The organism is Pseudomonas sp. GL-R-26 (assembly GCF_019947365.1).
In the GTDB taxonomy this organism is placed as follows: domain Bacteria; phylum Pseudomonadota; class Gammaproteobacteria; order Pseudomonadales; family Pseudomonadaceae; genus Aquipseudomonas.
Genome location: NZ_JAGYGI010000028.1, coordinates 38,294 through 62,546, shown reverse-complemented (window position 1 = coordinate 62,546; position 24,253 = coordinate 38,294). Strand labels below are relative to the sequence as shown.

22 protein-coding genes are annotated in these 24,253 nt (G+C 60.3%); 7 read left to right on the top strand and 15 right to left on the bottom strand.

The window, feature by feature from the left end; genetic code table 11:
• Positions 1 to 99 precede the first annotated feature (99 nt).
• Positions 100 to 1,296: an AAA family ATPase gene (locus KGA96_RS24010; RefSeq protein WP_223515160.1), complete on the top strand. Its 1,197-nt coding sequence runs from the start codon at positions 100 to 102 to the stop codon at positions 1,294 to 1,296.
• A gap of 36 nt (positions 1,297 to 1,332) precedes the next feature.
• Here KGA96_RS24010 and KGA96_RS24005 read toward each other — a convergent pair whose 3' ends face one another.
• The 9 genes from KGA96_RS24005 to KGA96_RS23965 all read right to left on the bottom strand — a co-directional run bounded on the left by KGA96_RS24005 (position 1,333) and on the right by KGA96_RS23965 (position 11,405).
• Positions 1,333 to 2,457 (bottom strand): RHS repeat-associated core domain-containing protein, encoded by a 1,125-nt coding sequence (locus KGA96_RS24005; RefSeq protein WP_223515157.1) that lies wholly within the window; start codon positions 2,455 to 2,457, stop codon positions 1,333 to 1,335.
• Positions 2,458 to 3,031: 574 nt separating this feature from the next.
• Complete coding sequence (locus tag KGA96_RS24000; RefSeq protein ID WP_046040746.1) at positions 3,032 to 3,814, bottom strand: MetQ/NlpA family ABC transporter substrate-binding protein; 783 nt, start codon at positions 3,812 to 3,814, stop codon at positions 3,032 to 3,034.
• Positions 3,815 to 3,976: 162 nt separating this feature from the next.
• Positions 3,977 to 4,909 (bottom strand): sigma 54-interacting transcriptional regulator, encoded by a 933-nt coding sequence (locus tag KGA96_RS23995; protein ID WP_046040745.1) that lies wholly within the window; start codon positions 4,907 to 4,909, stop codon positions 3,977 to 3,979.
• A 55-nt stretch (positions 4,910 to 4,964) separates the two neighbouring features.
• Entirely contained in the window at positions 4,965 to 5,546 is a 582-nt protein-coding gene (locus tag KGA96_RS23990; protein ID WP_046040744.1) for an alpha/beta hydrolase, read from the bottom strand.
• Between the two features lie 201 nt (positions 5,547 to 5,747).
• Positions 5,748 to 6,149, bottom strand: a complete 402-nt coding sequence (locus KGA96_RS23985; protein WP_046040743.1) for an ExbD/TolR family protein — start codon at positions 6,147 to 6,149, stop codon at positions 5,748 to 5,750.
• A 1-nt stretch (position 6,150) separates the two neighbouring features.
• Positions 6,151 to 6,876 (bottom strand): MotA/TolQ/ExbB proton channel family protein, encoded by a 726-nt coding sequence (locus tag KGA96_RS23980; protein ID WP_046040742.1) that lies wholly within the window; start codon positions 6,874 to 6,876, stop codon positions 6,151 to 6,153.
• A 44-nt stretch (positions 6,877 to 6,920) separates the two neighbouring features.
• Complete coding sequence (locus KGA96_RS23975) at positions 6,921 to 7,730, bottom strand: energy transducer TonB (RefSeq protein ID WP_046040741.1); 810 nt, start codon at positions 7,728 to 7,730, stop codon at positions 6,921 to 6,923.
• A 259-nt stretch (positions 7,731 to 7,989) separates the two neighbouring features.
• Positions 7,990 to 10,350 (bottom strand): TonB-dependent receptor, encoded by a 2,361-nt coding sequence (locus KGA96_RS23970; RefSeq protein ID WP_046040740.1) that lies wholly within the window; start codon positions 10,348 to 10,350, stop codon positions 7,990 to 7,992.
• Between the two features lie 134 nt (positions 10,351 to 10,484).
• On the bottom strand, positions 10,485 to 11,405 hold the full coding sequence (locus KGA96_RS23965; protein WP_046040739.1) for a TauD/TfdA dioxygenase family protein: 921 nt from the start codon (positions 11,403 to 11,405) through the stop codon (positions 10,485 to 10,487).
• 183 nt (positions 11,406 to 11,588) lie between these two features.
• On the opposite strand from KGA96_RS23965, the gene KGA96_RS23960 reads away from it, so the two are divergent.
• Complete coding sequence (locus KGA96_RS23960; protein WP_046040738.1) at positions 11,589 to 12,509, top strand: LysR family transcriptional regulator; 921 nt, start codon at positions 11,589 to 11,591, stop codon at positions 12,507 to 12,509.
• A 141-nt stretch (positions 12,510 to 12,650) separates the two neighbouring features.
• Here KGA96_RS23960 and KGA96_RS23955 read toward each other — a convergent pair whose 3' ends face one another.
• Positions 12,651 to 13,664, bottom strand: coding sequence for an ABC transporter substrate-binding protein (locus KGA96_RS23955; RefSeq protein WP_046040737.1), 1,014 nt, complete (start codon positions 13,662 to 13,664; stop codon positions 12,651 to 12,653).
• Between the two features lie 279 nt (positions 13,665 to 13,943).
• Between KGA96_RS23955 and KGA96_RS23950 the strand changes: the two genes are divergently transcribed.
• The 3 genes from KGA96_RS23950 to KGA96_RS23940 are packed head-to-tail and all read left to right on the top strand — an operon-like array spanning position 13,944 to position 17,980.
• Positions 13,944 to 15,542 carry an ABC transporter permease gene (locus KGA96_RS23950; protein WP_046040736.1) on the top strand — a complete coding sequence of 533 codons (1,599 nt, stop codon included), beginning with the start codon at positions 13,944 to 13,946 and terminating at the stop codon, positions 15,540 to 15,542.
• Positions 15,539 to 16,354, top strand: coding sequence for an ABC transporter ATP-binding protein (locus KGA96_RS23945; RefSeq protein ID WP_046040735.1), 816 nt, complete (start codon positions 15,539 to 15,541; stop codon positions 16,352 to 16,354). The genes KGA96_RS23950 and KGA96_RS23945 overlap by 4 nt, the downstream gene beginning before the upstream one ends.
• A gap of 15 nt (positions 16,355 to 16,369) precedes the next feature.
• Complete coding sequence (locus tag KGA96_RS23940; RefSeq protein WP_046040734.1) at positions 16,370 to 17,980, top strand: arylsulfatase; 1,611 nt, start codon at positions 16,370 to 16,372, stop codon at positions 17,978 to 17,980.
• 123 nt (positions 17,981 to 18,103) lie between these two features.
• On the opposite strand, the gene KGA96_RS23935 is transcribed toward KGA96_RS23940, so the two are convergent.
• The gene (locus KGA96_RS23935) at positions 18,104 to 19,177 is read right to left on the bottom strand and encodes a fatty acid desaturase (protein WP_046040733.1); all 1,074 of its coding nucleotides are present in this window, start codon (positions 19,175 to 19,177) and stop codon (positions 18,104 to 18,106) included.
• A gap of 100 nt (positions 19,178 to 19,277) precedes the next feature.
• Between KGA96_RS23935 and KGA96_RS23930 the strand changes: the two genes are divergently transcribed.
• Positions 19,278 to 20,282 carry an AraC family transcriptional regulator gene (locus KGA96_RS23930; RefSeq protein WP_046040732.1) on the top strand — a complete coding sequence of 335 codons (1,005 nt, stop codon included), beginning with the start codon at positions 19,278 to 19,280 and terminating at the stop codon, positions 20,280 to 20,282.
• Here the strand turns inward: KGA96_RS23930 and KGA96_RS23925 are convergent, their stop codons facing one another.
• The 3 genes from KGA96_RS23925 to KGA96_RS23915 form a co-directional block, all read right to left on the bottom strand.
• Entirely contained in the window at positions 20,283 to 21,515 is a 1,233-nt protein-coding gene (locus tag KGA96_RS23925) for a type II toxin-antitoxin system HipA family toxin (protein WP_046040731.1), read from the bottom strand.
• The gene (locus KGA96_RS23920) at positions 21,508 to 21,756 is read right to left on the bottom strand and encodes a helix-turn-helix domain-containing protein (RefSeq protein ID WP_046040887.1); all 249 of its coding nucleotides are present in this window, start codon (positions 21,754 to 21,756) and stop codon (positions 21,508 to 21,510) included. Before KGA96_RS23920 ends, KGA96_RS23925 begins: the two co-directional genes overlap by 8 nt.
• 119 nt (positions 21,757 to 21,875) lie before the next feature.
• The gene (locus KGA96_RS23915) at positions 21,876 to 22,562 is read right to left on the bottom strand and encodes a Crp/Fnr family transcriptional regulator (protein WP_046040730.1); all 687 of its coding nucleotides are present in this window, start codon (positions 22,560 to 22,562) and stop codon (positions 21,876 to 21,878) included.
• A gap of 84 nt (positions 22,563 to 22,646) precedes the next feature.
• Between KGA96_RS23915 and KGA96_RS23910 the strand changes: the two genes are divergently transcribed.
• The gene (locus KGA96_RS23910; RefSeq protein ID WP_046040729.1) at positions 22,647 to 23,171 is read left to right on the top strand and encodes a DUF962 domain-containing protein; all 525 of its coding nucleotides are present in this window, start codon (positions 22,647 to 22,649) and stop codon (positions 23,169 to 23,171) included.
• A gap of 90 nt (positions 23,172 to 23,261) precedes the next feature.
• Here the strand turns inward: KGA96_RS23910 and KGA96_RS23905 are convergent, their stop codons facing one another.
• Positions 23,262 to 24,251 (bottom strand): sulfate/molybdate ABC transporter ATP-binding protein, encoded by a 990-nt coding sequence (locus tag KGA96_RS23905; RefSeq protein WP_046040728.1) that lies wholly within the window; start codon positions 24,249 to 24,251, stop codon positions 23,262 to 23,264.
• Between the last annotated feature and the right edge of the window lie 2 nt (positions 24,252 to 24,253).

Below are 24,253 nucleotides of genomic sequence, written 5' to 3'. Positions count from 1 at the left end.
AGAAAAAATTCGAAGCGGGTTCAGCCTAAAACACTTGCCATAGACGCCTTCACGTACCCGACAATGGCCGACTCGTTTCATACCGCTTCAGGAATTCACATGCTCCAGACTCTCGCCGTGGCCAATTACCGCTCGATCAACAAACTGGTGATCCCGCTGGGCCGGCTGAATCTGATCACGGGTCCCAACGGCAGCGGCAAGTCCAACCTGTACCGTGCGCTGCGCCTGCTGGCGGAAACTGCCCACGGCGGCGTGGTCAATGCCCTGGCCCGTGAAGGTGGCCTGGACTCGACCTTCTGGGCCGGGCCGGAAAACATCTCCCGGCGCATGCGCACCGGCGAAGTCGCCATCGAGCCCACCGTGCGCCAGGGCGTCAAACGCCTGCGCCTGGGGTTTGCCGGTGACGACTTCGGTTACTCGATCAGCCTCGGCCTGCCCGATTCAAATGGCCATTTCATGCTGCCCGGGCGCAGCTCGCCAATCCCGTCTTATTTCAGCCTCGACCCGCAGATCAAACGCGAATGCCTGTGGGCCGGAGCGTTCTATCGCCCGGCCAGTCTGCTGGTCGATCGTGACGGCCCGATGATCCGTGCCCGCGCCGATCGCAAGTGGGATGTATTGGCGCAGCACACACCGACTTTCGACAGCCTGTTCGATCAGGTCGGCAGCCTGCGCGGTTCGCCGGAAGTACTGGAGATGCGCGAGTTCATCCGCCGCTGGCGCTTCTACGATCACTTTCGCAGCGATGCCGACGCCCCGGTGCGGCAACCTCAACTGGGCACCCGCACGCCGGTGCTGCACCACGACGGGCGCGACCTGGCGGCAGCCTTGCAGACGATCATCGAAATTGGCGACCCCGAGGCATTGTGGGCGGCGATCAGTGATGCCTTCCCCGGCGCACGACTGAACATCGAACCACTGCCGGGTGGACGTTTCGCCATCGAGTTCTTTCAGGAAGGTTTGTTGCGGCCGCTGTCGGCCGCCGAGTTGTCGGACGGAACCTTGCGTTACCTGCTGTTGGTCGCGGCGCTGCTGACGCCACGGCCGCCGACGCTGATGGTGCTGAACGAACCGGAAACCAGCCTTCACCCGGATCTGCTGCCGGCGCTGGCGCGCTTGATCATCCGCGTTTCAGAGCAGTGCCAGGTGTGGGTGGTGTCCCACGCCCGACGCTTGATTTCGGCGTTGCAGGAGGACCCGGAGTGCAATTGCATCGTGCTGGAGAAGAACCTCGGGCAGACTGGGATTGTCGGGCAGCGGATGCTGGATGAGCCGGCTTGGTATTGGCCGGAGTGAAGTCAGATGAATCTCTGGGAGTGAATTTTCAAGAGGCTAAGTGATGCGAAAACGTTTGAGGGATAAGCGAGTTGACGAAGCGGACTGGAACCGCAACGTTTGACCGCCAAGGTCTTCCAGTGCCGAAGCTATGTCCCGTGTCATCCAGTCATAAATCGGGCCATCTAACTGCTGCGCAAGTGGTGCAGAAGGTACTGGATCTTGCCTCGAAGGCATGTTCGCAGATGTTGGGCTTACAGGTGTTGCAGTACTCGTCACACCTGACGGTTTTTCACCCAGAGTTTTCAACCCAGCGATGGCTTTTGGATCCCGCCCAACCCAGGCCGAACCTACCCTGCCCAGAACAGCACCGGTCACCAGTGCTGCAGATACAAAAGCCAACGGTGTGATCAACGGAGATTCAGGATCAACCGCGGCAATGATGGTACTCGCCAAGCCTGTCGCAGCCACTCCTACACCCATGACTCCGGCGGTTACGGAGGCCGTTGCACCAGCAAATTGCTTAGGACTCGCTCGAAACAAGGCTCCATTCGCCAAAGCCTTGTTTGCAACTTTAAAAGACACAGAAGGCTTCAAAGTGAGGAGCGAGCTGAACAGGCCTCCTGTGCTGGTGAATATTTTGAGCACATTGACGAACCGCCCCGTCGGATCACTGAAGTTCACCGGATCGCCTAAACAATACGCATACGGATTCAACCCACCCCGACCAAACGGGCTCAAACTGTCCGGGCTGTTGAAGCGCATCAGCACCGGGTTGAACGCCCGATGCCCGTTGCCCAGCAGGTAATGGCCGGTGGCCGGATCGACCACTTCGCCGGTGAATCCGAGCAAACCGCCGGTACCACTTTCGACCCGCCGATGACCGTAGGGCGCGTAGACCTGAAGCACAACTCCGTCAGGTCCGGCCATCTGCAATGCCGAACGTTGCTGATCGGTGACCAGCAACTGGCTGTTGCGCTCGGCGCCGTCAAACGATTGCACTGCCAGCAGTTGCCTGTCGTGTTGAAGCACACAGTACCCATCCTGACCTTTCAGTTGCGTCACCAGATGTTCGCCGCGATAGAACCGGGTCAGCTTTTCCAGCTCCAACGGCTCCAACTCGACCAGCCGGTCAAGGGCATCATAGCGGTAGCGATTGAGGGGGCGAGTCAATGCGCTCATGAGGGTCAACTCCCGGCGAGGGAAGCAGTTTGCACCCGCTTGAATGCGTCGGCACCTAGCAGAACTGTTAGTGCCGAGAGAAAACTGACGCCCGGGTTTGCCCAGACAAGAGAGGACAGCTACTTTCCATTGCGCCGCAGGAAGGATCTTTTTTTCAAAACGCCGCTCCAAGGACGAACCACTTTTGGCCAGACTCCCGGCCAAACCTCACAAGGACGAGAACATGACAGACGTACAACCGCCGCAACGGCTGGATCCGCAGGAAATTCTGAAAATCTTGATGGCGTTGCGCAAGGCCTTGAAGGCCAAGCCGGCCTGAAGGTTTTCAGCAGGCTCTGGATTGTTTTTTTGTGGCGAGGGAGCTTGCTCCCGCTGGGTTGCGGAGCAACCCCAAAACCTGCGATCAGACTCTTCCAGACACACCGCTTTGCCGGTATTTGCGACTGCTGCGTAGCCGAACGGGAGCGAGCTCCCTCGCCACAAAAGCGCCCTCGCCGCAGGGATACACATAAAAAAACGCCGACGCTAAATCAGCCGTCGGCGTTTGAAACCTTGAAGGGGTTTACTTCGCGAATCAGAACGCAGGCAGTACCGCGCCGCTGTACTTTTTCTCGATGAAGGCTTTCACTTCCGGGCTGGTCAGGGCCTTGGCCAGTTTCTGGATGGCTACGCTGTCCTTGTTGTCCGGACGGGCCACCAGGAAGTTCACGTAAGGCGAATCGGCACCTTCGATCACCAGAGCGTCTTTAGCCGGGTTCAAACCCGCTTCCAGCGCGTAGTTGGTGTTGATCATGTCCAGGTCGACCTGATCCAGCACGCGCGGCAACATCGCGGACTCAAGTTCCTTGAACTTGAAGTTGTGCGGGTTCTTGGCGATGTCTTTCGGCGTGGCCAGGGCGTTTTTCGGGTCTTTCAACTCGATCAGGCCAGCCTTCTGCAGCAGGATCAGGGCACGGCCGCTGTTGCTGCCTTCGTTCGGGATGGCGATGGTCGCGCCGTCTTTCAGCTCAGCCAGGGTTTTGACTTTCTTCGAGTAGCCACCGAAGGGTTCAACGTGAACACCGATCACGGTTTCCAAGTGAGTGCCTTTGCCTTCGTTGAAGCTCTTCAGGTACGGCAGGGTCTGGAAGTAGTTGGCGTCCAGACGCTTCTGGTCGACCTGAACGTTCGGTTGAACGTAGTCGGTGAACACTTTGATTTCCAGGTCCACGCCTTCTTTGGCGAGGGTTGGCTTGATCAGCTCGAGAATCTCGGCGTGTGGCACCGGGGTCGCGGCAACCACCAGTTTCTCGCCAGCCTGGGCCAGGCCCGTGGTCAGGGCAGCCGCCAGTGCGGTGAACAACAGAACCTTTTTCATGCAGTGTCCTTATCGAAAATCACAGTCGCTTGTGGCGACGGCTTGAATATGAGAGTGCCAGTGAAGTGCTATCGCTGGCGTGAAGCGGACAATACCGGGATTTTTTATTCCCGAACAATAACGTTTATTCAGCTTCATATTCCATTTTGTTCATACAGCGCGTTAAAGCGTCTGCGTCAGGCTTTCCAGCAGGCGTTTCAGTGCCGAACGCTCGCTGGCAGTACCATTTTTGCTTGTATAAACAATGTGTTGCTCGATTTTTTCGAGTGAAATCGAGGGCTCCGCCAGGTTCAGATGCTCCGGCAAAATCTCGTCGCCCGTACTCACCAGCAGCGCAAAGTGAATGATGTTTTCCAGTTCCCGGGTATTGCCCGGCCAACTGTGGCGTTCCAGTACAAGCTGCGCCGCTTCGCTGATCAGCGGCACTGGCAAGTCGAGGCGCTGGCTGTAGATCCCGAGGAAGTATTCGGCCAGCGACAGGATGTCACCCGTGCGTTCGCGCAGTGCCGGCAGTTCGAGCTGGCCTTCGCTGAGGTAGTGATAGAGCCGTTCATTGAATTTTCCGGCGGCAACCGCCTGGGCCAGATCGATGCTGGTGGCCGCCACAAGACGCACATCCACCGGGCTCGGCTGCTGGGCACCGACGCGGGTGACTTCGTGGTTTTCCAGCGCGGCGAGCAATTTGATCTGGATCGGCAGCGGCAAATCGCCGATTTCGTCCAGGTACAGCGTGCCGCCGTTGGCCGAACCGAACCACCCGGCGCGGCTGCTCGCCGAGCCGCTGTAGCTGCCCGCCGCATAGCCAAACAACTCGGCGTCGGCGTAGGTCGGGCTGATGGCGCCGCAGTTGACCGACACGAACAACCCGCCGCGATCACTGGCGCGGTGGATATGGCGGGCCAACAATTCCTTGCCGGTGCCGGTTTCGCCACGGATAAGCACTGACACTGAACGCGTGGCCAGTTGTTCGAGGTCTTCACGTAATTGCCGTGACCGTGGATCGACAAACACCAGCGCCTTGGCGCGAATGCTCAGGGGACTTTTTTCGGCATCGGGAAAGGTCAGCAGTGGCTGGCCGAAGGTTTCAAAGCTCATGGCAGACTCCCGCCCAAAACCGCCGGGAGACGGGGGCGTTAAATAAAAAAAGTGTTCAAGCGCGGCGCAGGGCGTGGTGTTCCATGCGGTTTTGCAGGCGATAGAGATAGGCAAAACCCTGCTCCCAACGCTGATGACCGGACTTCACGTTGATATGCCCTGCCCCCGCCAGAATCCCCGCCTCGGCGCCCCAGTTACGCGCCAGCTCCAGGGCCCGCGGTGCACTGACGGCGCTGTCGTTGTCGGAGCTGACGATCTGGCTGGGGAATGGCAGCAGATCCGTCGGAATCGGCGCGAAGTTGCGCAAAGCCGGCGCGCAGGCCGGGCGTTCGACGTCTGCCGGCGCGACGAGCAAGGCGCCGCGCACTTGACGCAAAAACTGCACCGGGGCGCTCGCTGCCCAATGGGCGACGGTGATGCAACCCAGGCTGTGGGCAATGAGAATCACCGGCGTGCTGTCGGCGGCAATCGCCTCGGCCAGCGCCGCGACCCAGTCTTCACGGCGCGGCGTCAGCCAGTCGGCCTGTTCCACCCGTGCGCTGTTCGGCAGGCTGTTCTGCCAGTGGCTTTGCCAATGATCTTCTGGCGATCCTTGCCAGCCCGGCACAATCAGGTAGCGAATTGATTCGTTGCGCATGGGGGGAGCTCTCCTGCTGCGTGTCTGTTCCCGGTCGAGTATAGGGAGAGGATTTATATTCGTTAAGGAATAAGAAGCTATTTATTAAGACCTATATTGAATATATAACGCATAACCTGCTGGATTAGTGGTGCTGCTGAAATCGAGGCAAAAAAAGGGCCGCACCCTGCCAAGGAGACGGCCCCGGAAAACGAAAATCTGTTAACGCGCAGTAATCACCGACAACTTGGTAATCCCTGCTCGCTCGATCGACGCCATGGCCCGCGCCACTTCGCCGTAATTCACCCCATCGTCCGCCTGCAACTGCACACGCACCTCGGGGTCCTTGGCCTTCGCCGACTTGAGGTTGAACTCCAGCAAGTCCGCTTGTATCTCGTCCTTGTTGATAAACAGTTTGCCGGCACCGTCGATGCTCACCACCAACGGGTCTTTCTGCTCCACCGGCGCCACCGCTTCGGTCTTTGGCAGGTTGATCGGAATGGCGTTGGTCAGCAGCGGTGCGGTGACGATGAACACCACCAGCAACACCAGCATCACATCCACCAGCGGCGTCACGTTGATCTCGCTGAGCACCTCATCAGTGTCTTGCGTGGAGAAGGCCATATCAGGACGCCTCCTTCACTTTCTGCGCATTGCCCTGGGCTGTCGCCTTGTGCACCGTCGGGTGGATCAGCACACGGAACGAACTCTTCTGCGCCAGGCTGTAGAAGTCGTGGGCGAAGTCATCCAGGTCCGCCGCCGTCAGTTTCAAACGACGCAAAAAATAGTTGTAAACCAGCACCGCCGGCACCGCGACGGCGATCCCTACGCCGGTGGCGACCAGTGCCGCGCCAATCGGCCCAGCGACCGTTTCAAGGCTTGCCGAGCCCGCCGCGCTGATGCCTTTCAACGCTTCCATGATTCCCCACACCGTGCCGAACAAACCAATGAACGGCGAGGTGCTGCCAATACTCGCGACCACCGCCAACCCGGTTTCCAGCGACCGGCGCTCACGCACGATCTGCTGACGCAAGGCACGCTCCAGACGATCCTGATGGTTGATCGCCTGGCTCAAGTCCGCCGCCTGTGGCGTCTCGCCCACCTGGATTGCCGCATAACCGGCCTGTGCAACCCGGGCTGCCGCGCCGGGCCGGGTTTCGCTCAGTTCCGCCGCCGAGTCGAGGCTCGAAGCGGCCCAGAACAGTTGATGAAACTTTCGATCCTGTGCCTTGAGGCGAGCGAACTGCACGCCCTTGGTCAATGCCAGCCCCCAGGTCGCGACGGAAAAAACCACCAGCAGCCAGATCACCGCGCTTTCGATGGATTCAAGTGGAGATGCCAGTAACGTCATGGTGTATTCCTCGTGTAAACGTTTCGCGCGAATTTGGTTTCGGTTTAATGAATCTTGAAATCGATGGGCACGCTGACCCAGCCGTCCTGGGCGACATCACCTTGCTTGGCCGGCACGAAACTCCAGCGTTTCACCGCGTTCAGCGCGGCTTCGTCGAGTGCATCGCGACCGCTGCTTTTCTGCAGCTGGATCTCGCCGGGCTTGCCGCTGGCCAGCACATGCACGCGCAACAACACCGTGCCTTCCCAGCCTTTACGCTGGGCCAGCGAGGGGTATTCCGGCGCCGGGTTTTTCAAGTAACCGGCGGTGGCCGAGGCCGGTGTCACAGGTGCGGGCGCAGGCGGTGCAGGTGGCGCCGGGGCCGCGACAGGCGCTGCCGGTTGTGGCGGCGCAGGTGGTTGTTCAACGGCTTTTGGCGCCGGCTTCGCTACCGGTTTGGCGGCAGGTTTGGGCTTGGGAACCGGCTTCGGTGGAGGTGGTTTCACCGCCAGTTCGTCTTCCACGGGAGCAGGCGGCTCCACCACAGGCTGGACAGGTTGCGGTGGCGGCGGCTCGACCACCGGTGGCGCCGGACGCGAGAACTCGATGGTCATCGGCGGAATCTCCGGCGGCACGATGGGCAGCACGGTGGTCGGCTGTTGATTGACCCAGTAGATCACCGCGCCATGCACCAGCAACGCCAGCACGCCCAGCACGATCGCTTCCCGTCGGCGAAGGACGCCCTTGGGCGCGCGCTGCAAACGCAACTGGCCCAAGGGCACCCGGTGCGGTCGGCCGAGGTCGACCAACTCACCACCGGGTGCCTGGCGCCACAGCACCTCATGTGCACTGGCGGCGATCTGGACATTGCCCATTGTTTAACTCCCTGCGGTCTCTTTGCGATTTACCGGAACGTCGTACTGAACATCCCCCGACGACGTCCTGGTAGAGCAATCATTGGGTGGAACACTTAGTTCTTAAAGTAATGTTTAAACTTATGTTTAGACCTTAAGCGAATATATAAAACCATCAACCCACCGCCAGAGCCCGCCGTTCAAGGGCTCCGGCGTAGTGGAAAAAAACCGATGCCTTTCCCGCATTGAAAGTATTCATCCAAGGCATGGTTTTTCGCCGTCAGAAGTCGTATCGACCGGTCACGCCCAGCGTTCGCGGTGTGCCGAGCAAGCCTTCATAACCACCATTGGCGGCCGTCCACAGCGTCGTGTAGTAGGTTTTGTCGAAGGCGTTTTTCAGCCACAACGAAACGTCCCACTGCCCCTGGTTGAAGTCGCCGCGAAGGCCGGTGGACAGGTTGACCACCGCATAACTCGGGATCTGCCCAAAGTCGGAATCCTCCACCGTGCCCACCGCTTTGGAGCGAAACGCATAGCTGGCGGTGACGTACTCTTCGAAGCCGTTGCTCAGGTTCCATTTGTATTCGCCGTTGGCGTTGCCGATCCATTTCGAAGCACCGACTACTTGATGGCCGCTGAGGTCGCAGGACGCTGGAGCACCCGGCGCCAGGCTGACTTCCGGCGGGCACGGCGCATCCTTGTAGGAGAGGTAACTGACGTCGTTGTACGAACCATTGATGTTCAGCGTCAGGCCGCGCAGCGGGATCAGGGTGCTTTCGAACTCCACGCCACGAGAGCGCACCGAGCCGGCGTTGGTCAGGAACTGCACGCGGTTGACGTCGTCGTAGGCGTTGGTCTGGTAGCCGTTGACCTGGGTCCAGAAAAGGTTGGCGTTGAGTTGCAGTCGACGGTCCCACAGGGTGCTCTTGAAACCGAGCTCGGCGTTGTTGGCGCGCTCGGTGCCGATCAGCAGCGAATCGGCACCGGCCACCGGTGCAGTGCCGACGGCCAGGTTGACCCCGCCGGATTTTTCGCCGTGGGACAACGTGGCGTAAGTGAGCAGGTCGTCGGTGAGGCGGTAGCTGAGGTTCAACAGGCCCGAGGGACTGGAGCTGTACTGGTTCAGATCGCCGGAATCGAAGACGCCGGCGCGAGCACGTCGAGCCGCAGCCGCCGCACCGGTGACCGCTGCACCACCGGCCGGTGCATCACGGGTGACCCTGGCGTTTTTCTCTTCATAGGTGCCACGCAGCCCGGCGGTGAAATCCAGACGCTCAGTCAGGTGCCAGGTGCCTTGGGCGAACAGCGCGAAGCTGTTGGTTTCGATATGTCCGTTGCCAACACTGTCGATGTTGTTCAAAGCACCGTTTGGCGTGCCGTTCCAGATGTCCGCTTGCGGGCCGTAAAAGGTGAAGGATTTGTTGTCCAGATCGGAACCGAAGTAATAGGCGCCGAGCACGTAATCGAAGAATCCACCGGCAGGCGACGCCAGGCGAAACTCCTGAGAATACTGCTTATCCTCCACCGAAACGCCGGCGTTGCGGAAGGCGGTTACGTTCAGGCCGTCATCGTTGCGCGGGGTGAAATTCCACCAACGATAGGAGCTGATGGAGGTCAGGGTGAAGTCGCTTGGCAGCGTCCAGTTGGCCTCGACCGACGTGCCGCCCTGATGCACGGTGACGTGCTGGTCGTTGTTCAGGTTGACCTTGCGGTGCGTGCCGTCAACCAGTGTCGCACCCGCCGCATTGGCCCGCGATTGATAGAGATTGAAACCATTGATGGTCGGCCCGGTGTTGAACAACACCCGGGTGCCGGCGCTTGAGTCTTCCTCGTTGTAGTCGCCGATCCAGCGCAGGTTGAATGACTCGTTGGGCTTGAACAGCAACTGGCCACGGAAGCCATCGCGCGAGCCGCCGTTCAAATTGTGACCATCGAATTCGTTCTTGATATCGCCATCGCTGCGGGTGCGATACGCGGAAAAGCGTCCGGCGAGTTCGTCATTCAGTGGGCCGGAAATCGTGCCCTTGGTCTGGAAGTATCCATCCTCGCCCACCGACGATTCGATGCTGCGTTCCGGGGTAAAGGTCGGTGCGCGGGTGCTGATGTTGATCACGCCGGCCGTGGTGTTCTTGCCGAACAAGGTGCCCTGCGGACCACGCAGTACTTCGAGCTGCTCGATGTCCATCAGGTCGAATACGGCCATGCCGGGACGGCCAAGGTAAACGTTGTCGATGTACAGGCCGACACTGCCTTCCAGGCCATCGCTGGCCGGGTTGTTGCCCAGGCCACGGATCGACACGCTGGACTGGCGCGCATGCATGTAGGCGACGTTGACGCTGGGCACCAGCTGCTGCAGATCCTGGATGCGATAGACCCGCTGGGTTTCCAGGGTCTGGCCGCTGACCACGCTCATCGGCGTCGGCACATCCTGCGAACTTTCTTCGCGGCGACGAGTGGTGACCGTCACGGTTTCCAATTGTGCACTGTCGGCCGTGGCGGTCTTGGCAGGTGTGGATTCAGGGGTAGCGCTTTCGGCCGCATAGCCTTGGGTCCAACTGGCGCTGCCTGCCAGCAACAAGGCCAGTGGCAGGCGTTTGAGCCGTTGGGGTGAAGAGGTTGAAGCGACGTGCAACGGACTCATAAGGCGGGGTTCCCGATCAAAGTATATTCTTTGTTGCTTGCCAGGCCGCCATCGCGGGCAAGCTCGCTCCCACAGGGGATCTCCAGTGTTCACACGGTCAGTGTGGGAGCGAGCCTGCTCGCGATAGCGTCAGGTCAGACGCCGTCGATATCCGGCCCTTTCACCGTCTGGCTGACCTGCCCATTCACACCTACCGCTACCTCGCCCTTGAGCGTCACCCGGCGCACGATGCGGTCCTGGGTCCCGTAGTCATCCACCGCGTAATGCTGGGTGGAGCGGTTGTCCCAGATCGCCACATCGCCAGCCTTCCAGCGCCAGCGCACGATGTTTTCCTGGCGGATCACATGGCTCTGCAACAGACCGAACAGGTGCGCCGAATCGGCCTGGGAATAGCCCTTGATGCGTTTGACGAAATGCCCCAGCAACAGGCTCTTCTCACCGCTGATCGGGTGCACGCGGACCACTGGGTGCTCGGTCTCGTACACGGTCGAGGTGAAGATCTTGCGATAGCGCTCCAGCTTCTCGGCCGAGACGTCAGGCCGGGTGCCGGCGTAGTCGTATTCGTTGCTGTGCACGGCGACCAGTTTGTCGGCCAGTTCACGCAGCTCCGTCGACAACCCGTCATAGGCGGTGGCAGTGTTGGCCCACAGGGTGTCGCCGCCGAAAGCCGGGGCCACCACCGAGCGCAGGATCGAGGCTTTTGGGTAGGCCTCGACGAAGGTCACGTCAGTGTGCCAGGAGCTGGCTCGCTGGCCCTCGGCACCGTCCAGCTCCAGCAGAAAACGCGTGCCTTCGCGCACCGGTACGGTCGGGTGCGCCACCGGTTCGCCGAGCAGGTGGGCGAACGCCTCCTGGCGTTGATCGTCGAGCTGGGTCTGCTCGCGGAAGAAGATCACTTTGTATTGCAGCAGTGCCTGTTGAATGGCTTCAACAGTGGCGGCATCCAGCTCGCCGGAAAGCTGTACGCCACGGATTTCAGCACCGATGCGACCGGCCACCGGATGGATTTCAAGCGCGTGAACAGCGGGTTGTACTGCGAAAGCGGCATTGCTCATGGGTAGACCCTCATCAGACTGCTTGCGGTTGAACCGGCCGCGAAACACTGCTCTATCTATATTCTATTTGGATCTAATAGATATCTACATGCTTCGTTGACGGAATAATAGGTTGCATTTAAAACCTCAGTCAACCCTCGTCGCAAATGCCTTCGAGCTATTTTTAGGATGCCGGAAAAGCATATGGATCTTCGCCAGTTGCGTTACTTCATCGCCCTCGACGAACACCGCAGTTTCGTGCGTGCGGCCGAGGCCATGGGCATTACCCAGCCTGCCTTCAGCCGCAGCATTCAGGGGCTCGAACACGAGTTCGGCTGCGTCCTGGTGGACCGTGGCAACAAGGATCTGCGCCCCACCCCCGAAGGCCTGGTGGTGCTGCAACATGCCCGCAGCCTGGTGCAAGGCGCGGCCCTCTTGAATGCCGAAGTGACGCAGATGACCAAGCTAGATGCCGGCGAACTGCGCTTTGGTTGCGGCCCGGCACCTGCGGTGAAACTGGTGCCGGATGCGGTGGCGCAATTCATCAACGCGCACCCGAAAGTGCGCACCTGTTTCGAGGTGGATAACTGGGAAAAACTCAGCCGTGCGCTGAGCCGTGAGGAGATCGAATTCTTCATCGCCGACATCCGCCATTTCGAATCCGACCCGAACTTCCAGACCCAGGCCCTGACGCCCAAGCGCGGTGTGTTTTTCTGCCGCCCCGAGCACCCGCTGCTGGCCAAGGAGAGCCTGTCGACCAACGACATGTTCGATTACCCGCTGGCGACCACGATGATCCCGCCAGGCATTCGAAAGCTGCTGGCGAACCTCAGTGGGCGGGTGGATTTTTCACCGAGCATCGAGACCGAACATTTCCCGGCGCTGGTGAAAGTGGTGCTGCAATCGAATGCGATTGGTGTGGGAACTGAAGAAGCGTTTGTTGAAGACATCGCCCAGGGTTCACTGGCGTTACTGCATTGGCGCAACCTGCCGCAGAACATCGAGAGCATGAATGCACGGTGCGGGATCGTCAGCCGCACCGGGTTCCGCTTGTCACCGGCGGCGCGGGCGATGATCGAGACGTTGGTGGCGGTGGACAGGCAGCAGATGGCCGTGGCCGTTTGATGTCTTTGTGGCGAGGGAGCTTGCTCCCGCTCGGCTGCGCAGCAGTCGCAATCCAGTCAACTGAACTCAGTTGAATGCATACAAGGATTGGGACCGCTTCGGCGGTCAGCGGGACCAAGCTCCCTCGCCACAGGTAATAATTTAAAGGCCGGCAGCAGCTAACTCCGGCGCCACCCAATCGCTCACCTTGAACGACTTGCGAATCAGCCTCTGCTGCGACGCCAGGTCCACGGCATCCTGCAATTTGCCAAGGAACACCGGGTCAAGCGTCGAGGGGAAAACCTCACTCAGTTTCTGATCCTTCAAATCCTGAGAAAGAATTACCGGTGGATAACTCGCCAGCCCCGACACCAACTGAATGTAGGCGTCCTTGTTGCTGTCCCGGGTCAGCCACTCCACGGCCTGCTGTTGGGCCTTGAGCAGTTTCGCCACCGCCTCCGGATGCGCATCGACAAACTTCCCGGTCCCTATCAGCACCGCCTGCACGCTGCCGGCGCCGCCCAGGTCCTTGGTATTGAGCGGCAACTCGGCCAGCCCCTTGGCTTGCAACGCCGTCAGCCCGGAACCGCCCCACGAGGCGTCGATCTGCTTCGCCGCCAGCGCCGCGACCGCCGCGTTGAAGTCGAGGTTGATGACTTTCACATCCTTCTCGCTCAACCCCTGGCTGGCCAGCGCCGCATCGAAGGACAACTGGCTGGCGGTGCCACGGAAGATGGCCACGCGTTTGCCCTTGAGGTCCTGCAGGGTCTTGATCCCCGAACCCGGCACTACGCCGAGGTAATGCTTCACCCCGCGCGCCGAGGCGCTGAGCAGTCGCGTATCCAGGCCATTGGACTTGCCGATGATGGCCGCCAGATCGCCGAGGTAGGCCAGGTCAACCTGACCGTTGGCGAACGCCTCGTTGATCACCGGGCCTGCGCCCTTGAAGAAGCTCCACTGAATTTTGATGCCTTGATCAGCGAAAGCCTTTTCGAAGATCTGTTGATCACGCAGTACATCCACGACACCGCCACCACTGTGCTGGGTCCCCGCACTCAGGTCCGGCACGGCGATGCGGATTTCCTTGAGCTCATCGGCGTTGACCGTGAAAGCCAGCAGCCCCGCCAGGGCCGGTGCGGCGAACAGACTGATGACACGTTTGAAGGGAAGGTTCATGGGTGCGGCTCCTTGGGGCAACGGGCGTTGAGGAGCCGAAAGTAGACCGAAGTGGAACCAACATTTAAATACTATAAATTCACATTTTTAGATCGTTTAGATCTATATCAACGCATCCGGGCCTCTTGGCCAGGTATGCAGGAACGGCATCGAAAATATTCTTCGAATGCATTGGATGCAGCTGAGCTGGAGGCCTTAAATGGCTTTGCTTATCTCTCAATAGCATTGAATTGAATTTTTATAGATCGATTTTGCATACACCGACAACGGAGGTCATCCATGGCCCGTGTTTCCCTTCTCAGCCTGCCGCTGGCCGCGCCACCACTGGAAAACCAGCGCCTCTGGCCCAGCCTGAATCGTCGGCTGTTGCCTTGGTTGCTGCCGATCACCCTGTTCACACTCTGGTGGCTCGCCAGCCGCAATCACTGGATGAGCGAGCAGATCCTGCCGGCGCCGAGCCTGGTCTGGAGCAGCGCACTGGAACTGTCCCAAGGCGAGTTGTGGAGCCACTTGTGGATCAGCCTGCAACGCTTGTTCTGGGGACTGCTGGCCGGGATCAGCGCAGGTGCTGTGTTGGGTGCGGCGCTGGGTTTCAGTCGTCGACTGGAGCGTCTGGTATTTCCAACCTTCGCCGGGTTGGCGCAAGTCCCGACCCTGGCCTGGATTCCGTTGTTCATGGTGTTTTTCGGCATCGGGGAAGTGCTGAAACTGGTGGTGTTGATCAAGGCCATCGTGGTGCCGGTGACCCTGCATGCGCTCGTCGGCGTGCGCGACGCACAACCAAAGCTGCGCGAAGCCGCTGCCGTGTTGCGCTTGCCCAGGCACCTGTTGATCCGCCGTCTGGTGCTGCCTGCCGCGCTGCCGGCATTCATGGCCGGTGTGCGCCTCGCGCTGGCCGCCGGCTGGACTTCACTGCTCGCTGTCGAGCTGCTCGCTTCCAGCGAAGGCATCGGCTACCTGATGGTCTGGGCGCGACAGCTGTTCATGCTCGACATCGTGTTCGTGTGCATCGTGGTGATCGGCTTGATCGGCGTGGCGATGGATCGCGGCATCGGCCTGCTGGACAGGAAACTGGTGCACTGGCCCCACCCGGCTACCGCCGAAATCCGTCGCGGGCCGCGTTATCAAGGTTGGCAGCGATTGCAACCGTGGCTGCTGCCATTGGCGCTTCTGGCCTTGTGGCAACTGGCCTCGGATCAGCAATGGATTGACGCGAACATTCTGGTCAGCCCGCTGGCCGTCCTGCACACCACCTGGAATGGCCTGCTCGACGGCACGCTGATTGGCGGCATGGCCCTGAGCCTGGGCCGAACCCTTGGCGGATTGCTGCTCGGTGGCGGGCTCGGGTTTACCTTGGGATTGCTGCTGGGGTTGTCGCGCACCAGTGAACGCGTGCTCGGCCCAACCCTCGCCGCTATCCGCCAGATCGCCATTTTCGCCTGGGTGCCGCTGCTCACCGCGTGGTTCGGTCTGGGGGAATTGGCCAAGTGGGTGTTCGTTGCCCTGGCCGCCTTTTTCCCGCTGTTTATCGCCACCCAACGCAGCGTCGCCCACCTGTCGCCGCAACTGAACGAGGCCGCGCAGGTGTTGCGCCTGAATCTGCGCCAGCGCCTCGGTCGACTGGTGCTACCGGGCGCTGCGCCGGGGATTTTTGCAGGGCTTCGGTTGAGCCTGATCTACGCCTGGCTCGGCACCATCGGCGCCGAATATTTCATGCCGTCCAACGGCGGCATCGGCAGCCAGATGATCGGCGCCCAGCAACTGCTGCGCATGGACCTGATCATGGCCGGCATGCTGCTGGTGGGCCTGACCGGTGCCCTGCTCAACCTCATTGGCCAACGCCTGGAAATCCGCGCCACTCGCTGGAGACACGCATGAACGCACCGATTGTCAGCTTCAATCACGTGGGCAAAACCTTCGACGTCGACGGCTTCACACTTGAGGCCATTCGTGAATTCAACCTGGACATCGCCGAGGGCGAGTTCGTCGCCATCGTCGGCTCCAGCGGTTGCGGCAAATCCACTTTGCTGCGGCTGCTGGTGGGCCTCGATACGCAGTTTCGCGGGCAGATCAGCGTGGACGGAAAAGCCGTCACCGGCATCGGCGGCGAGCGCGGCATCGTCTTTCAGGAACACCGTTTGTTCCCGTGGCTGAGCGTGGCCGACAACATCGGCCTGGGCCTGGTCAACGAGCCACTCAGCGCGGCACAAAAGCACAAGCGCATCAGCGATTTTATCGAATTGGTGGGTTTGAGCGACTTCGCCCGCGCCTATCCGCACCAGCTCTCCGGCGGCATGGCGCAGCGCGTGGCCATCGCTCGTGGCCTGGTGACCAGCCCACGGATTCTGCTGCTGGACGAGCCCTTCGGCGCCCTCGATGCGCTGACCCGCCAGCAGATGCAGGACGAACTGCTGGCGATCCGCGCCCGGGCAAAAATCACCACCGTGCTAGTCACTCACGATGTCGAAGAAGCGATCTTCCTCGCCGACCGCGTGGTGGTGATGGAGCCGCGTCCGGGGCGGATCAAGCAAGTGGTCGACATTGCCCTGCCCCATCCGCGCCAGCGCAGCAGTTTCGACTTCCACCAGCTGCGCGAAGAACTGCTTCACGAACTCACCAGCGACGATCACTACCAGCCCCCCGTGCCGGTGCAGGTCCGCGATCTGCCGTTGTCCTTCATTGCCTACTGAAAAAGGAAAATCTTGATGCCGCAACGTCCCAACTTTCTAGTGATCCTGGCCGATGACCTGGGTTTTTCCGACCTCGGCGCTTTCGGTGGTGAAATCAACACGCCGAACCTCGATGCATTGGCCAACAATGGCCTGCGCCTGACCGATTTTCACACCGCACCAACCTGCTCGCCGACCCGCTCGATGCTGCTCACCGGCACCGACCACCACATCGCCGGCATCGGCACCATGGCCGAAGCATTGACCCCGGACCTGATCGGCAAACCGGGTTACGAAGGGCATCTGAACGACCGCGTGGTGGCCCTGCCCGAGCTGCTGCGCGAGGCCGGTTATCAGACCTTGATGAGCGGCAAATGGCACCTGGGCCTGACCGCAGAACGGGCGCCTCACGCCCGGGGTTTCGAGCGTTCGTTTTCGCTGTTGCCCGGCGCCGCCAACCATTACGGCTTCGAGCCGACCTACGATGAAACGACGCCACGGCTGCTGAAATCCACCCCGGCGCTGTACATCGAAGACGACCAATTCATCGATGAGCTGCCCAAGGATTTCTATTCCTCCGATGCCTTTGGCGACAAGCTGCTGCAATACCTCAAGGAGCGCGACCAGACCCGGCCGTTCTTCGCCTACCTGCCGTTTTCCGCGCCGCACTGGCCATTGCAGGCGCCGGCCGAGGTGGTGGAAAAATACCGCGGGCGCTATGACGCCGGCCCTGAAGTGCTGCGACTTGAGCGCCTGGAAAAACTCAAGAAACTGGGGCTGATCGAGGCCGATGTCGAACCGCATCCGTTGATCCAGTTGACTGCACAGTGGGATGCCCTGAGCGATGAGCAACGGCAAATTTCTGCGCGGGCCATGGAGGTTTACGCGGCGATGGTCGAGCGCATGGACTGGAACATCGGGCGCGTCGTCGATTACTTGCGCCAGCAAGGGCAACTGGACAACACCTTCATCCTGTTCATGTCCGATAACGGTGCCGAAGGGGCGCTGCTGGAGGCCTTTCCGAAATTCGGCCCGCAGTTGCTGACCTATCTCAACCAGCATTACGACAACAGCCTGGACAACATCGGCCGCGCCAACTCCTACGTCTGGTACGGGCCGAACTGGGCGCAAGTGGCGACCGCGCCGTCGCGGTTGTTCAAAGCCTTCACCACCGAGGGCGGGATCCGTGTTCCGGCGCTGGTGCACTACCCGCAGCTGCCGCTGAAGGGCCAGATCAGCCACGGTTTCGGCACCGTGATGGACATCACGCCGACCATTCTGGATCTTGCCGGCGTGCGCCATCCGGGCAAGCAATGGCACGGCAAACCCGTGGCGGAAGTTCGCGGCAAGTCGTGGCTGGGGTTTCTGTCGGGCGAGACGGCGCAAGTGCATGACGAGCACACCGTTACCGGGTGGGAACTGTTTGGGCGACGGGCGATTCGGCAGGGCCAATGGAAGGCGGTGTACATCCCGGGACCGGTGGGGCCGGCGACCTGGCAGCTGTATGACCTTGGCAGTGATCCGGGGGAGATTCATGACCTGGCGTCGAGCCAACCGCACAAGCTCAGTGCCTTGATCGAGCATTGGCAGCGGTATGTGGATGAGACTGGGGTGATATTGAGTGAGTCGCCGTTTCAGCCAGACTAAACATTACCCCCTGTGGCGAGGGAGCTTGCTCCCGCTGGGTCGCGAAGCGACCCCCTTATCCCGAAAACGAAGGGGGCTGCTACGCAGCCCAACGGGAGCAAGCTCCCTCGCCACAAGTACGAGTCAGACTTGAGCGGTTTGTGTCCTAACACCTACCGCCTCTTCCTTGCGCTCAAACCGGTTGGCCCGCGCAAACGTGCCGAAATCATTGAACCGCACACCCATCTCGCGCATCACCTTGTGCCCCACCCGCACGGTCAATTGACGGATGTAGAACGGTTCCTTCACCACAAAGTGATGGATCCCGTGGCTGCTGCCGAAGTTGAAGCAGAACGCCTGCAACGGCCACAGCCACCAGGCGTTCAGCACCTGGCACTGCTGCATCACGTTGCCCGGCTCCACGTCACCGTAGTAGTGCATGTTCGAGCTGATGAAGTGCAGGCAGAACGTGCGCAACACGTTCGGGCCGATGATCACCACCGCCGCGATGTCGATCACCTGCATCACCGACAACGTCGTTGCCGACCATTCGATCGGTGCGCCCATCAGATGCGCAATGCCGTTCGCTGCGTGGAAGCCGAGAAACACGTACCAAGTACCCCAATGCATCAGCGCCAGCGGTGCGTAGACCTTCAGGGTGCGCTGGACGATGCTGATCTTTTGCGCCCAGGTCTTAGCCCGCAGCATGCGGATGAACGACGACATCATGTTGTCGCCAATCATCAAGAATCGCGCGATGCCCCAAGGTTCGCCGTTGGTGATGGCGCGTTCTTCCATGTCGGTTTCAGAGCCCGACACCTTGTGGTGATTGAGGTGCAGATGGCGGCGAATCCACGGGTTGATGGTGCTTGGCCGCGCCAGCCACACCAACCCCATCATCAGGTTGTGCAGCACCTTCCGCTTGCGGAAGTACATGCTGTGGATCAGGTCGTGTTCCAGCTCATGGGTCAACGAGGCGAAAAAAGCGTTGAGCAGCAGGCACGCCCACCATGCCATGTGCCCGCTCACGTAGAGCGCCGCCGAACCGACCATACCAGCGATGGCGAAGGCCAGAATGCCCGCGCCGAGGGCGTCCTGATGCTTGAGAATCGGGTATTGCTCGCGCAACTCGACACCTCTGGCCAGCACCACTTCACGGATATGGGCCGATCGTTGAGCTGCATTCAGTCGTTGGGGGCTTGCAGAAGTACGGTCCATGCTTCCATCCTCTGGTTATTGATGGTTGCATCCTGCCTTGCGAACCCTCGCAACGCGGTAGCCGAGAACGCCAACCTGTTGACTGGAAGCGCCAATCAGCATGACTGAACCGACCTCCCTCGCCAGCTGGACCCGCGCCCTGCGCAAGCAACTCGATGCCTTGGGCATCGACAGCACCGCCCTGTGCCAGCAAGCGGGGCTCGACCCGCAACTGATGGACGACCCGAACGCGCGTTATCCGCTGTCGGGCACCACGCACCTGTGGAATCTGGCGGTGCAGGCCAGCGGCGACCCGGCGATTGGTTTGCGGGTTTCGCGTTTCGTCAGCCCGACTACCTTCCATGCGCTGGGTTATGCGTTGGTCGCCAGCGGCAGCCTGCGGGAAGTGTTCGAGCGCATCGTGCGCTATCACCAGGTAGTCAGCGATGCCCTGGAACTGGAACTGACCCGCGCCGAAGATCGCTACTGTTTCCGCCTGAAAATTCCGATGGGCAACCCGGCCCCGGCCCTCGAAGCCATTGATGCGTTCATGGCGATTTACGTGCGCACCTGCCGCAATCGCCTGGGTCGCGACTACGCGCCGCTGGCGACCTACCTGCGCCGCCCGGAGCCGGCAGACGCGCACCAATGGCATAAAGTCTTTCGCTCGCCCGTGCACTTCGGCGCCGACGAGGACCGGCTGGAATTCGCCCTCATCGACTTCGACAGCCACCTGGACGACGCCAACCCGGAGTTGGCCGAACACAACGAAACCGTGCTCAAGCGCACCCTGGCGCAACTCAAGCTGCTGACGTGGGAACGCAAGGTCCGCGATGCCATTGAAGAACAACTGCCCGAAGGCGAACCCAGCGCCGAACACATCGCCAAGGCCCTGCACCTGAGCCTGCGCAGCCTGCAACGGCACCTGGCCGATGAAGGCTGCCGGTTCGACACACTGCTCAACGAAAGCCGCGAAAACCTTGCGCTGCTGCACCTGCGTGACCCGCAATGTTCGTTGAGCGAGATCAGTTATCTGCTCGGGTTTGCCGACACCAGCAGCTTCAGCCGCGCGTTCAAGCGCTGGACGGGGATGACGCCTGGGCAGTTTCGGGATGGGTTGCGCTGATCAGCCTTTGACCAGACTGCGCGCAATACCCTCGTTCCACTGCTCCAGCATCGCCTCTCCAACCTCGGCAAAGGCACTGTTTGCCTTTATGTGATGGCCCATCTCGCCCATCGCCATTGCCATCCCATGGATGACCTGTTGCAGCAATTCGTTACAGCGCCCCTCGGTCAAATTGCAGGCGGAGCGACCAAATCGCATCAGCATTTTGTGCTTGGGCCACGCCTTCGATCCGCCCAATAGCAAAGCCATGCTATCGGTCTTGATGTAGACCGACGTGGTGATGATGTCGTAGGCAGGTGCCAGGCTGATTGGTGCATCGACACCACAGTCTTCGTAAAGAACGCCAAAGTTCTTGAGGTGCGCGTCGCCATTTTTCAGACCCGATGACAGCGCGACGATTTTGAAAAACGACTCCAGTGCCTGATTGAGCAAAGGCGGAGAAACAAAGGCTTTGATCTGCTTGGCCGCACCTTCGTACGAACCATCGTATTTGGCTTTTGATGGCCAGGCATTGAGCACGCAGAAGTCCTCGAACCCCAGGTAACCTTTTTCATTCAGGTCGAAGCGTTCAACGATCAAAAACTTGCCGTGCTCACTGAGTTCAAACTTCGGCACCTCAAGACCCGAATGCAACGCCGCCCGCATGCAGAAATATTCATTGGCAGCGAGCTCCGGGTATTGCTCAGGACGAAAGGCCTTGACCAGATGCGTCGCCCCCCGGTGGGACAATCGATCGATGGTTGACGCGCTGTCACGCACCAGTACCTTCGGCTGTACACCGGAAACGCCTGAGTACTGGCCATAGGTCTGCAAGAGGTCCTCGAACAGACCTTGCGCACCATCATGTACAAGTAAGTCCGCCAGGCTGGTTTCAGGTGGCTGGTCGCCCGGACCCTGGGCCTTTGAAATGCCGACTCTTCCGAGCTGGTGCGGGCCGACGATGGCAAGCATCGAAAAATCGTCAAACCCTCGGACGGCCTTGCTGAAGCGACGAGTCAATTCATCGCGCAGGGCGCCTTCAGGCAGATTCATTTCAAAAACCGGTGGAACGCCCGACTCCCACGCGTAGCTCTCCAGCCGCACCGGCATGGTCAACGAGACGGCGTTTTGTTCGGGCGCGTTTTCGGCGTAGGCAAACACGGTATCAACAGGAGACTGACCACGGCCAAGGACTCCCACCGCACTGTTGGAAACGCTGATAGCCAGTCGATCCTTTTCCTGTGGCTCATCCATGGAAATCCACCTTTTTCAGGGTGTCCAGCGTCGGCCGCTTCGACTGTCGCGGCACGGCAGTCAGCTCATAACCGAAGCCATTGAGGATCGCCTCGACCTTGCGCAGACCAATTTCGGAGAGGGTGTTGTTTTCGATGCCGGAGATCGTCGCCCGGCTCATTCCGTATTGCTGTGCCAGTGTCTGCTGGGAGAGTTTTCTTTCCTTGCGTAAGGTTCGGATCAGCTTGCCAAGGTTTTCCATTTCACCACCGCGCATCGTATACAGTGCATAATTTATCAACTTAACGATTATGCATTGTATTTAGTGCAGATCATGATTGAAGTCCAGCTACATTTGCTGACGCCCCCCCCTACCGGGCATCAAACCATCGCCAATACCCGCAACCGGGCAGCATCCAGGATTTCGATTTCGCCGTAACTCAGCCCGATGACCCCCTGCCCCTGCAACTCCTTGAGGATCTGGTTGGTGGTCTGGCGTGACAGCGACAACATGGCGGCAAGCTGCTCCTGGGGCAGTTGCAGGACGCGGCGCGGTGGGGCGGTCTCGCCATAGCCTTCGGCGATCATCAGCAAGCGGTGCGCCAGCCGTGCCGGGGCCGGCAACAGGCTCAGTTGTTCGAGGTTGATGAAGGTCATGCGCAATTTCTGGCTCATCAGCAACGCCAGTTGCCGCCAGTGCTGCGGATGCTCATCGAGCAGCGCCAGCAAGGTGTTCTGGGGGATGTGCAGCAGCGTGCACTGGCCCGCGCCGTAGGCATCGTGGGTGCGCGGCTGACCGTCGAACAGGCAGATTTCGCCGAACCAGTGCGGCGGCTCCACCAGGCTCAGCAATGCTTCCTTGCCCTGCTCACTCACGGCACCGACGCGCACCGCGCCTTCAAGCACCGCGTACAGGCCGCAGGGCGGATCGCCACGTTTGAACAGCCGCTGACCCGGTGACAGGCGCCGCAGCCTGGCCGCCGACAGCAGGCTATCCTGAAGGGAAACAGGCAAATGGCTGAACCACTGACCGCTCATCAGGCGTGGACGCCAGACCTGCATATCCATGAAAACTCCTAGAGATTGTCGCCTGGCTGACAGAGCGGGAAGTGACCCCCGGGGCATGATCAATCACCCCACAGGAGAACAACAATGAAAAACCTCGTCGACCACCTCAGTCAATACGCCGCCTACCACCGTGACCCGCGCAACATCGCCTCGCACTTTATCGGCATTCCGCTGATCGTGGTGGCCGTCGCGGTGTTGCTGTCGCGGCCCGAATGGTCGCTGGGCGGCGTGTGGATGTCACCGGCGGTGCTCGTCTCACTGGCATCGGCATGGTTTTACCTGCGCCTGGAGTTGCGCCTGGGCGTGTTGATGACGGTATTGCTCGGTCTGTCGGTGTGGGCAGGCCATGCGCTGGCGCAGCAAAGCACGCTGGTCTGGCTGGGCAGCGGCGTGGCGATGTTCGTGATCGGCTGGGCGATCCAGTTTGTCGGCCATCACTACGAAGGGCGCAAACCGGCATTTGTCGATGACGTGACCGGGTTGATTGTCGGGCCGTTGTTCGTGGTGGCCGAGCTGGCGTTCATGCTGGGGATGCGGCATGACCTGAAAGAGCAGATTGAGGCGCGGGCGGGTGAGGTGCGGGTCAATCCGAAGCGTGCGGCTGTTTAGATTGCAATCGCGAGCAAGCCCGCTCCCACAGGAGATCTACGGAGTACATAGAATCCCTGTGAGAGCGAGCCTGCTCGCGAAGCTTTTGCTTTAGATGTTGGCAACCTTCTGCCAGACCTTCGGCTTGAAGAACAGCGTCTCGCCCTTCGCCAACCCGACCAGACTGTCGTGATCCTTGACCACTTCGGCTTCGATCAGATCGCTCTGCCCTTCGACCTTCAACGTCACCCGCGTCGTCGCGCCCAGCGGTCGAATATCGCGCACTTCAGCCGCGTGGTGATCTTCCAGTTCATGGCGTGACAGCGACACCTCGTGCGGGCGGAACAGCACGTGCTTGTCTTCGCCCAGGTGCAGTCGGTTCGAATCACCGAGGAAGTGATAGACGAAATCGCTGGCGGGGTTTTCGTAAACGTCACCCGGTGAACCGATCTGCTCGATCACACCCTTGTTCATCACCACGATACGGTCCGCGACTTCCATCGCTTCTTCCTGGTCGTGGGTCACGAACACCGAGGTCAGGTTGATGTCTTCGTGCAGGCGCGCCAACCAGCGGCGCAACTCTTTACGGACCTTGGCGTCGAGGGCGCCGAAAGGCTCGTCGAGCAGCAGCACTTTCGGCTCCACCGCCAGCGCTCGGGCCAGGGCAATGCGCTGGCGCTGACCGCCGGAGAGTTGCTCCGGGTAGCGATCCGACAACCAGTCCAGTTGCACCATGTTCAGCAGTTCGTGAACTTTGGTTGCGATCTGACTTTCGCTCGGACGCTGGTTTTTCGGCTTCATGCGCAGGCCGAACGCGACGTTGTCAAACACCGTCATGTGGCGGAACAGGGCGTAGTGCTGGAACACGAAACCGACGTTGCGATCACGCACGTCGTGGCCGGAAACGTCTTCACCGTGGAACACGATGTTGCCCTGGTCCGGGGTCTCCAGGCCGGCGATGATCCGCAGCAGCGTGGTCTTGCCGCAGCCCGACGGACCGAGCAACGCGACAAGTTCGCCGCTCTGGATGTCCAGGCTGATGTTGTCCAGCGCCTTGAAGGCATGGAAGTTCTTGCTGACGTTACGCACTTCGATCGACATGA

Bases quoted from the DNA above. Each gene is read 5' to 3' on its own strand.
- KGA96_RS24010 (WP_223515160.1), top strand. From the start codon at position 100: ATGCTCCAGACTCTCGCCGTGGCCAATTACCGCTCGATCAACAAACTG.
- KGA96_RS24005 (WP_223515157.1), bottom strand. From the start codon at position 2,457: ATGAGCGCATTGACTCGCCCCCTCAATCGCTACCGCTATGATGCCCTT.
- KGA96_RS24000 (WP_046040746.1), bottom strand. From the start codon at position 3,814: ATGAAAAAGGTTCTGTTGTTCACCGCACTGGCGGCTGCCCTGACCACG.
- KGA96_RS23995 (WP_046040745.1), bottom strand. From the start codon at position 4,909: ATGAGCTTTGAAACCTTCGGCCAGCCACTGCTGACCTTTCCCGATGCC.
- KGA96_RS23990 (WP_046040744.1), bottom strand. From the start codon at position 5,546: ATGCGCAACGAATCAATTCGCTACCTGATTGTGCCGGGCTGGCAAGGA.
- KGA96_RS23985 (WP_046040743.1), bottom strand. From the start codon at position 6,149: ATGGCCTTCTCCACGCAAGACACTGATGAGGTGCTCAGCGAGATCAAC.
- KGA96_RS23980 (WP_046040742.1), bottom strand. From the start codon at position 6,876: ATGACGTTACTGGCATCTCCACTTGAATCCATCGAAAGCGCGGTGATC.
- KGA96_RS23975 (WP_046040741.1), bottom strand. From the start codon at position 7,730: ATGGGCAATGTCCAGATCGCCGCCAGTGCACATGAGGTGCTGTGGCGC.
- KGA96_RS23970 (WP_046040740.1), bottom strand. From the start codon at position 10,350: ATGAGTCCGTTGCACGTCGCTTCAACCTCTTCACCCCAACGGCTCAAA.
- KGA96_RS23965 (WP_046040739.1), bottom strand. From the start codon at position 11,405: ATGAGCAATGCCGCTTTCGCAGTACAACCCGCTGTTCACGCGCTTGAA.
- KGA96_RS23960 (WP_046040738.1), top strand. From the start codon at position 11,589: ATGGATCTTCGCCAGTTGCGTTACTTCATCGCCCTCGACGAACACCGC.
- KGA96_RS23955 (WP_046040737.1), bottom strand. From the start codon at position 13,664: ATGAACCTTCCCTTCAAACGTGTCATCAGTCTGTTCGCCGCACCGGCC.
- KGA96_RS23950 (WP_046040736.1), top strand. From the start codon at position 13,944: ATGGCCCGTGTTTCCCTTCTCAGCCTGCCGCTGGCCGCGCCACCACTG.
- KGA96_RS23945 (WP_046040735.1), top strand. From the start codon at position 15,539: ATGAACGCACCGATTGTCAGCTTCAATCACGTGGGCAAAACCTTCGAC.
- KGA96_RS23940 (WP_046040734.1), top strand. From the start codon at position 16,370: ATGCCGCAACGTCCCAACTTTCTAGTGATCCTGGCCGATGACCTGGGT.
- KGA96_RS23935 (WP_046040733.1), bottom strand. From the start codon at position 19,177: ATGGACCGTACTTCTGCAAGCCCCCAACGACTGAATGCAGCTCAACGA.
- KGA96_RS23930 (WP_046040732.1), top strand. From the start codon at position 19,278: ATGACTGAACCGACCTCCCTCGCCAGCTGGACCCGCGCCCTGCGCAAG.
- KGA96_RS23925 (WP_046040731.1), bottom strand. From the start codon at position 21,515: ATGGATGAGCCACAGGAAAAGGATCGACTGGCTATCAGCGTTTCCAAC.
- KGA96_RS23920 (WP_046040887.1), bottom strand. From the start codon at position 21,756: ATGGAAAACCTTGGCAAGCTGATCCGAACCTTACGCAAGGAAAGAAAA.
- KGA96_RS23915 (WP_046040730.1), bottom strand. From the start codon at position 22,562: ATGGATATGCAGGTCTGGCGTCCACGCCTGATGAGCGGTCAGTGGTTC.
- KGA96_RS23910 (WP_046040729.1), top strand. From the start codon at position 22,647: ATGAAAAACCTCGTCGACCACCTCAGTCAATACGCCGCCTACCACCGT.
- KGA96_RS23905 (WP_046040728.1), bottom strand. From the start codon at position 24,251: ATGTCGATCGAAGTGCGTAACGTCAGCAAGAACTTCCATGCCTTCAAG.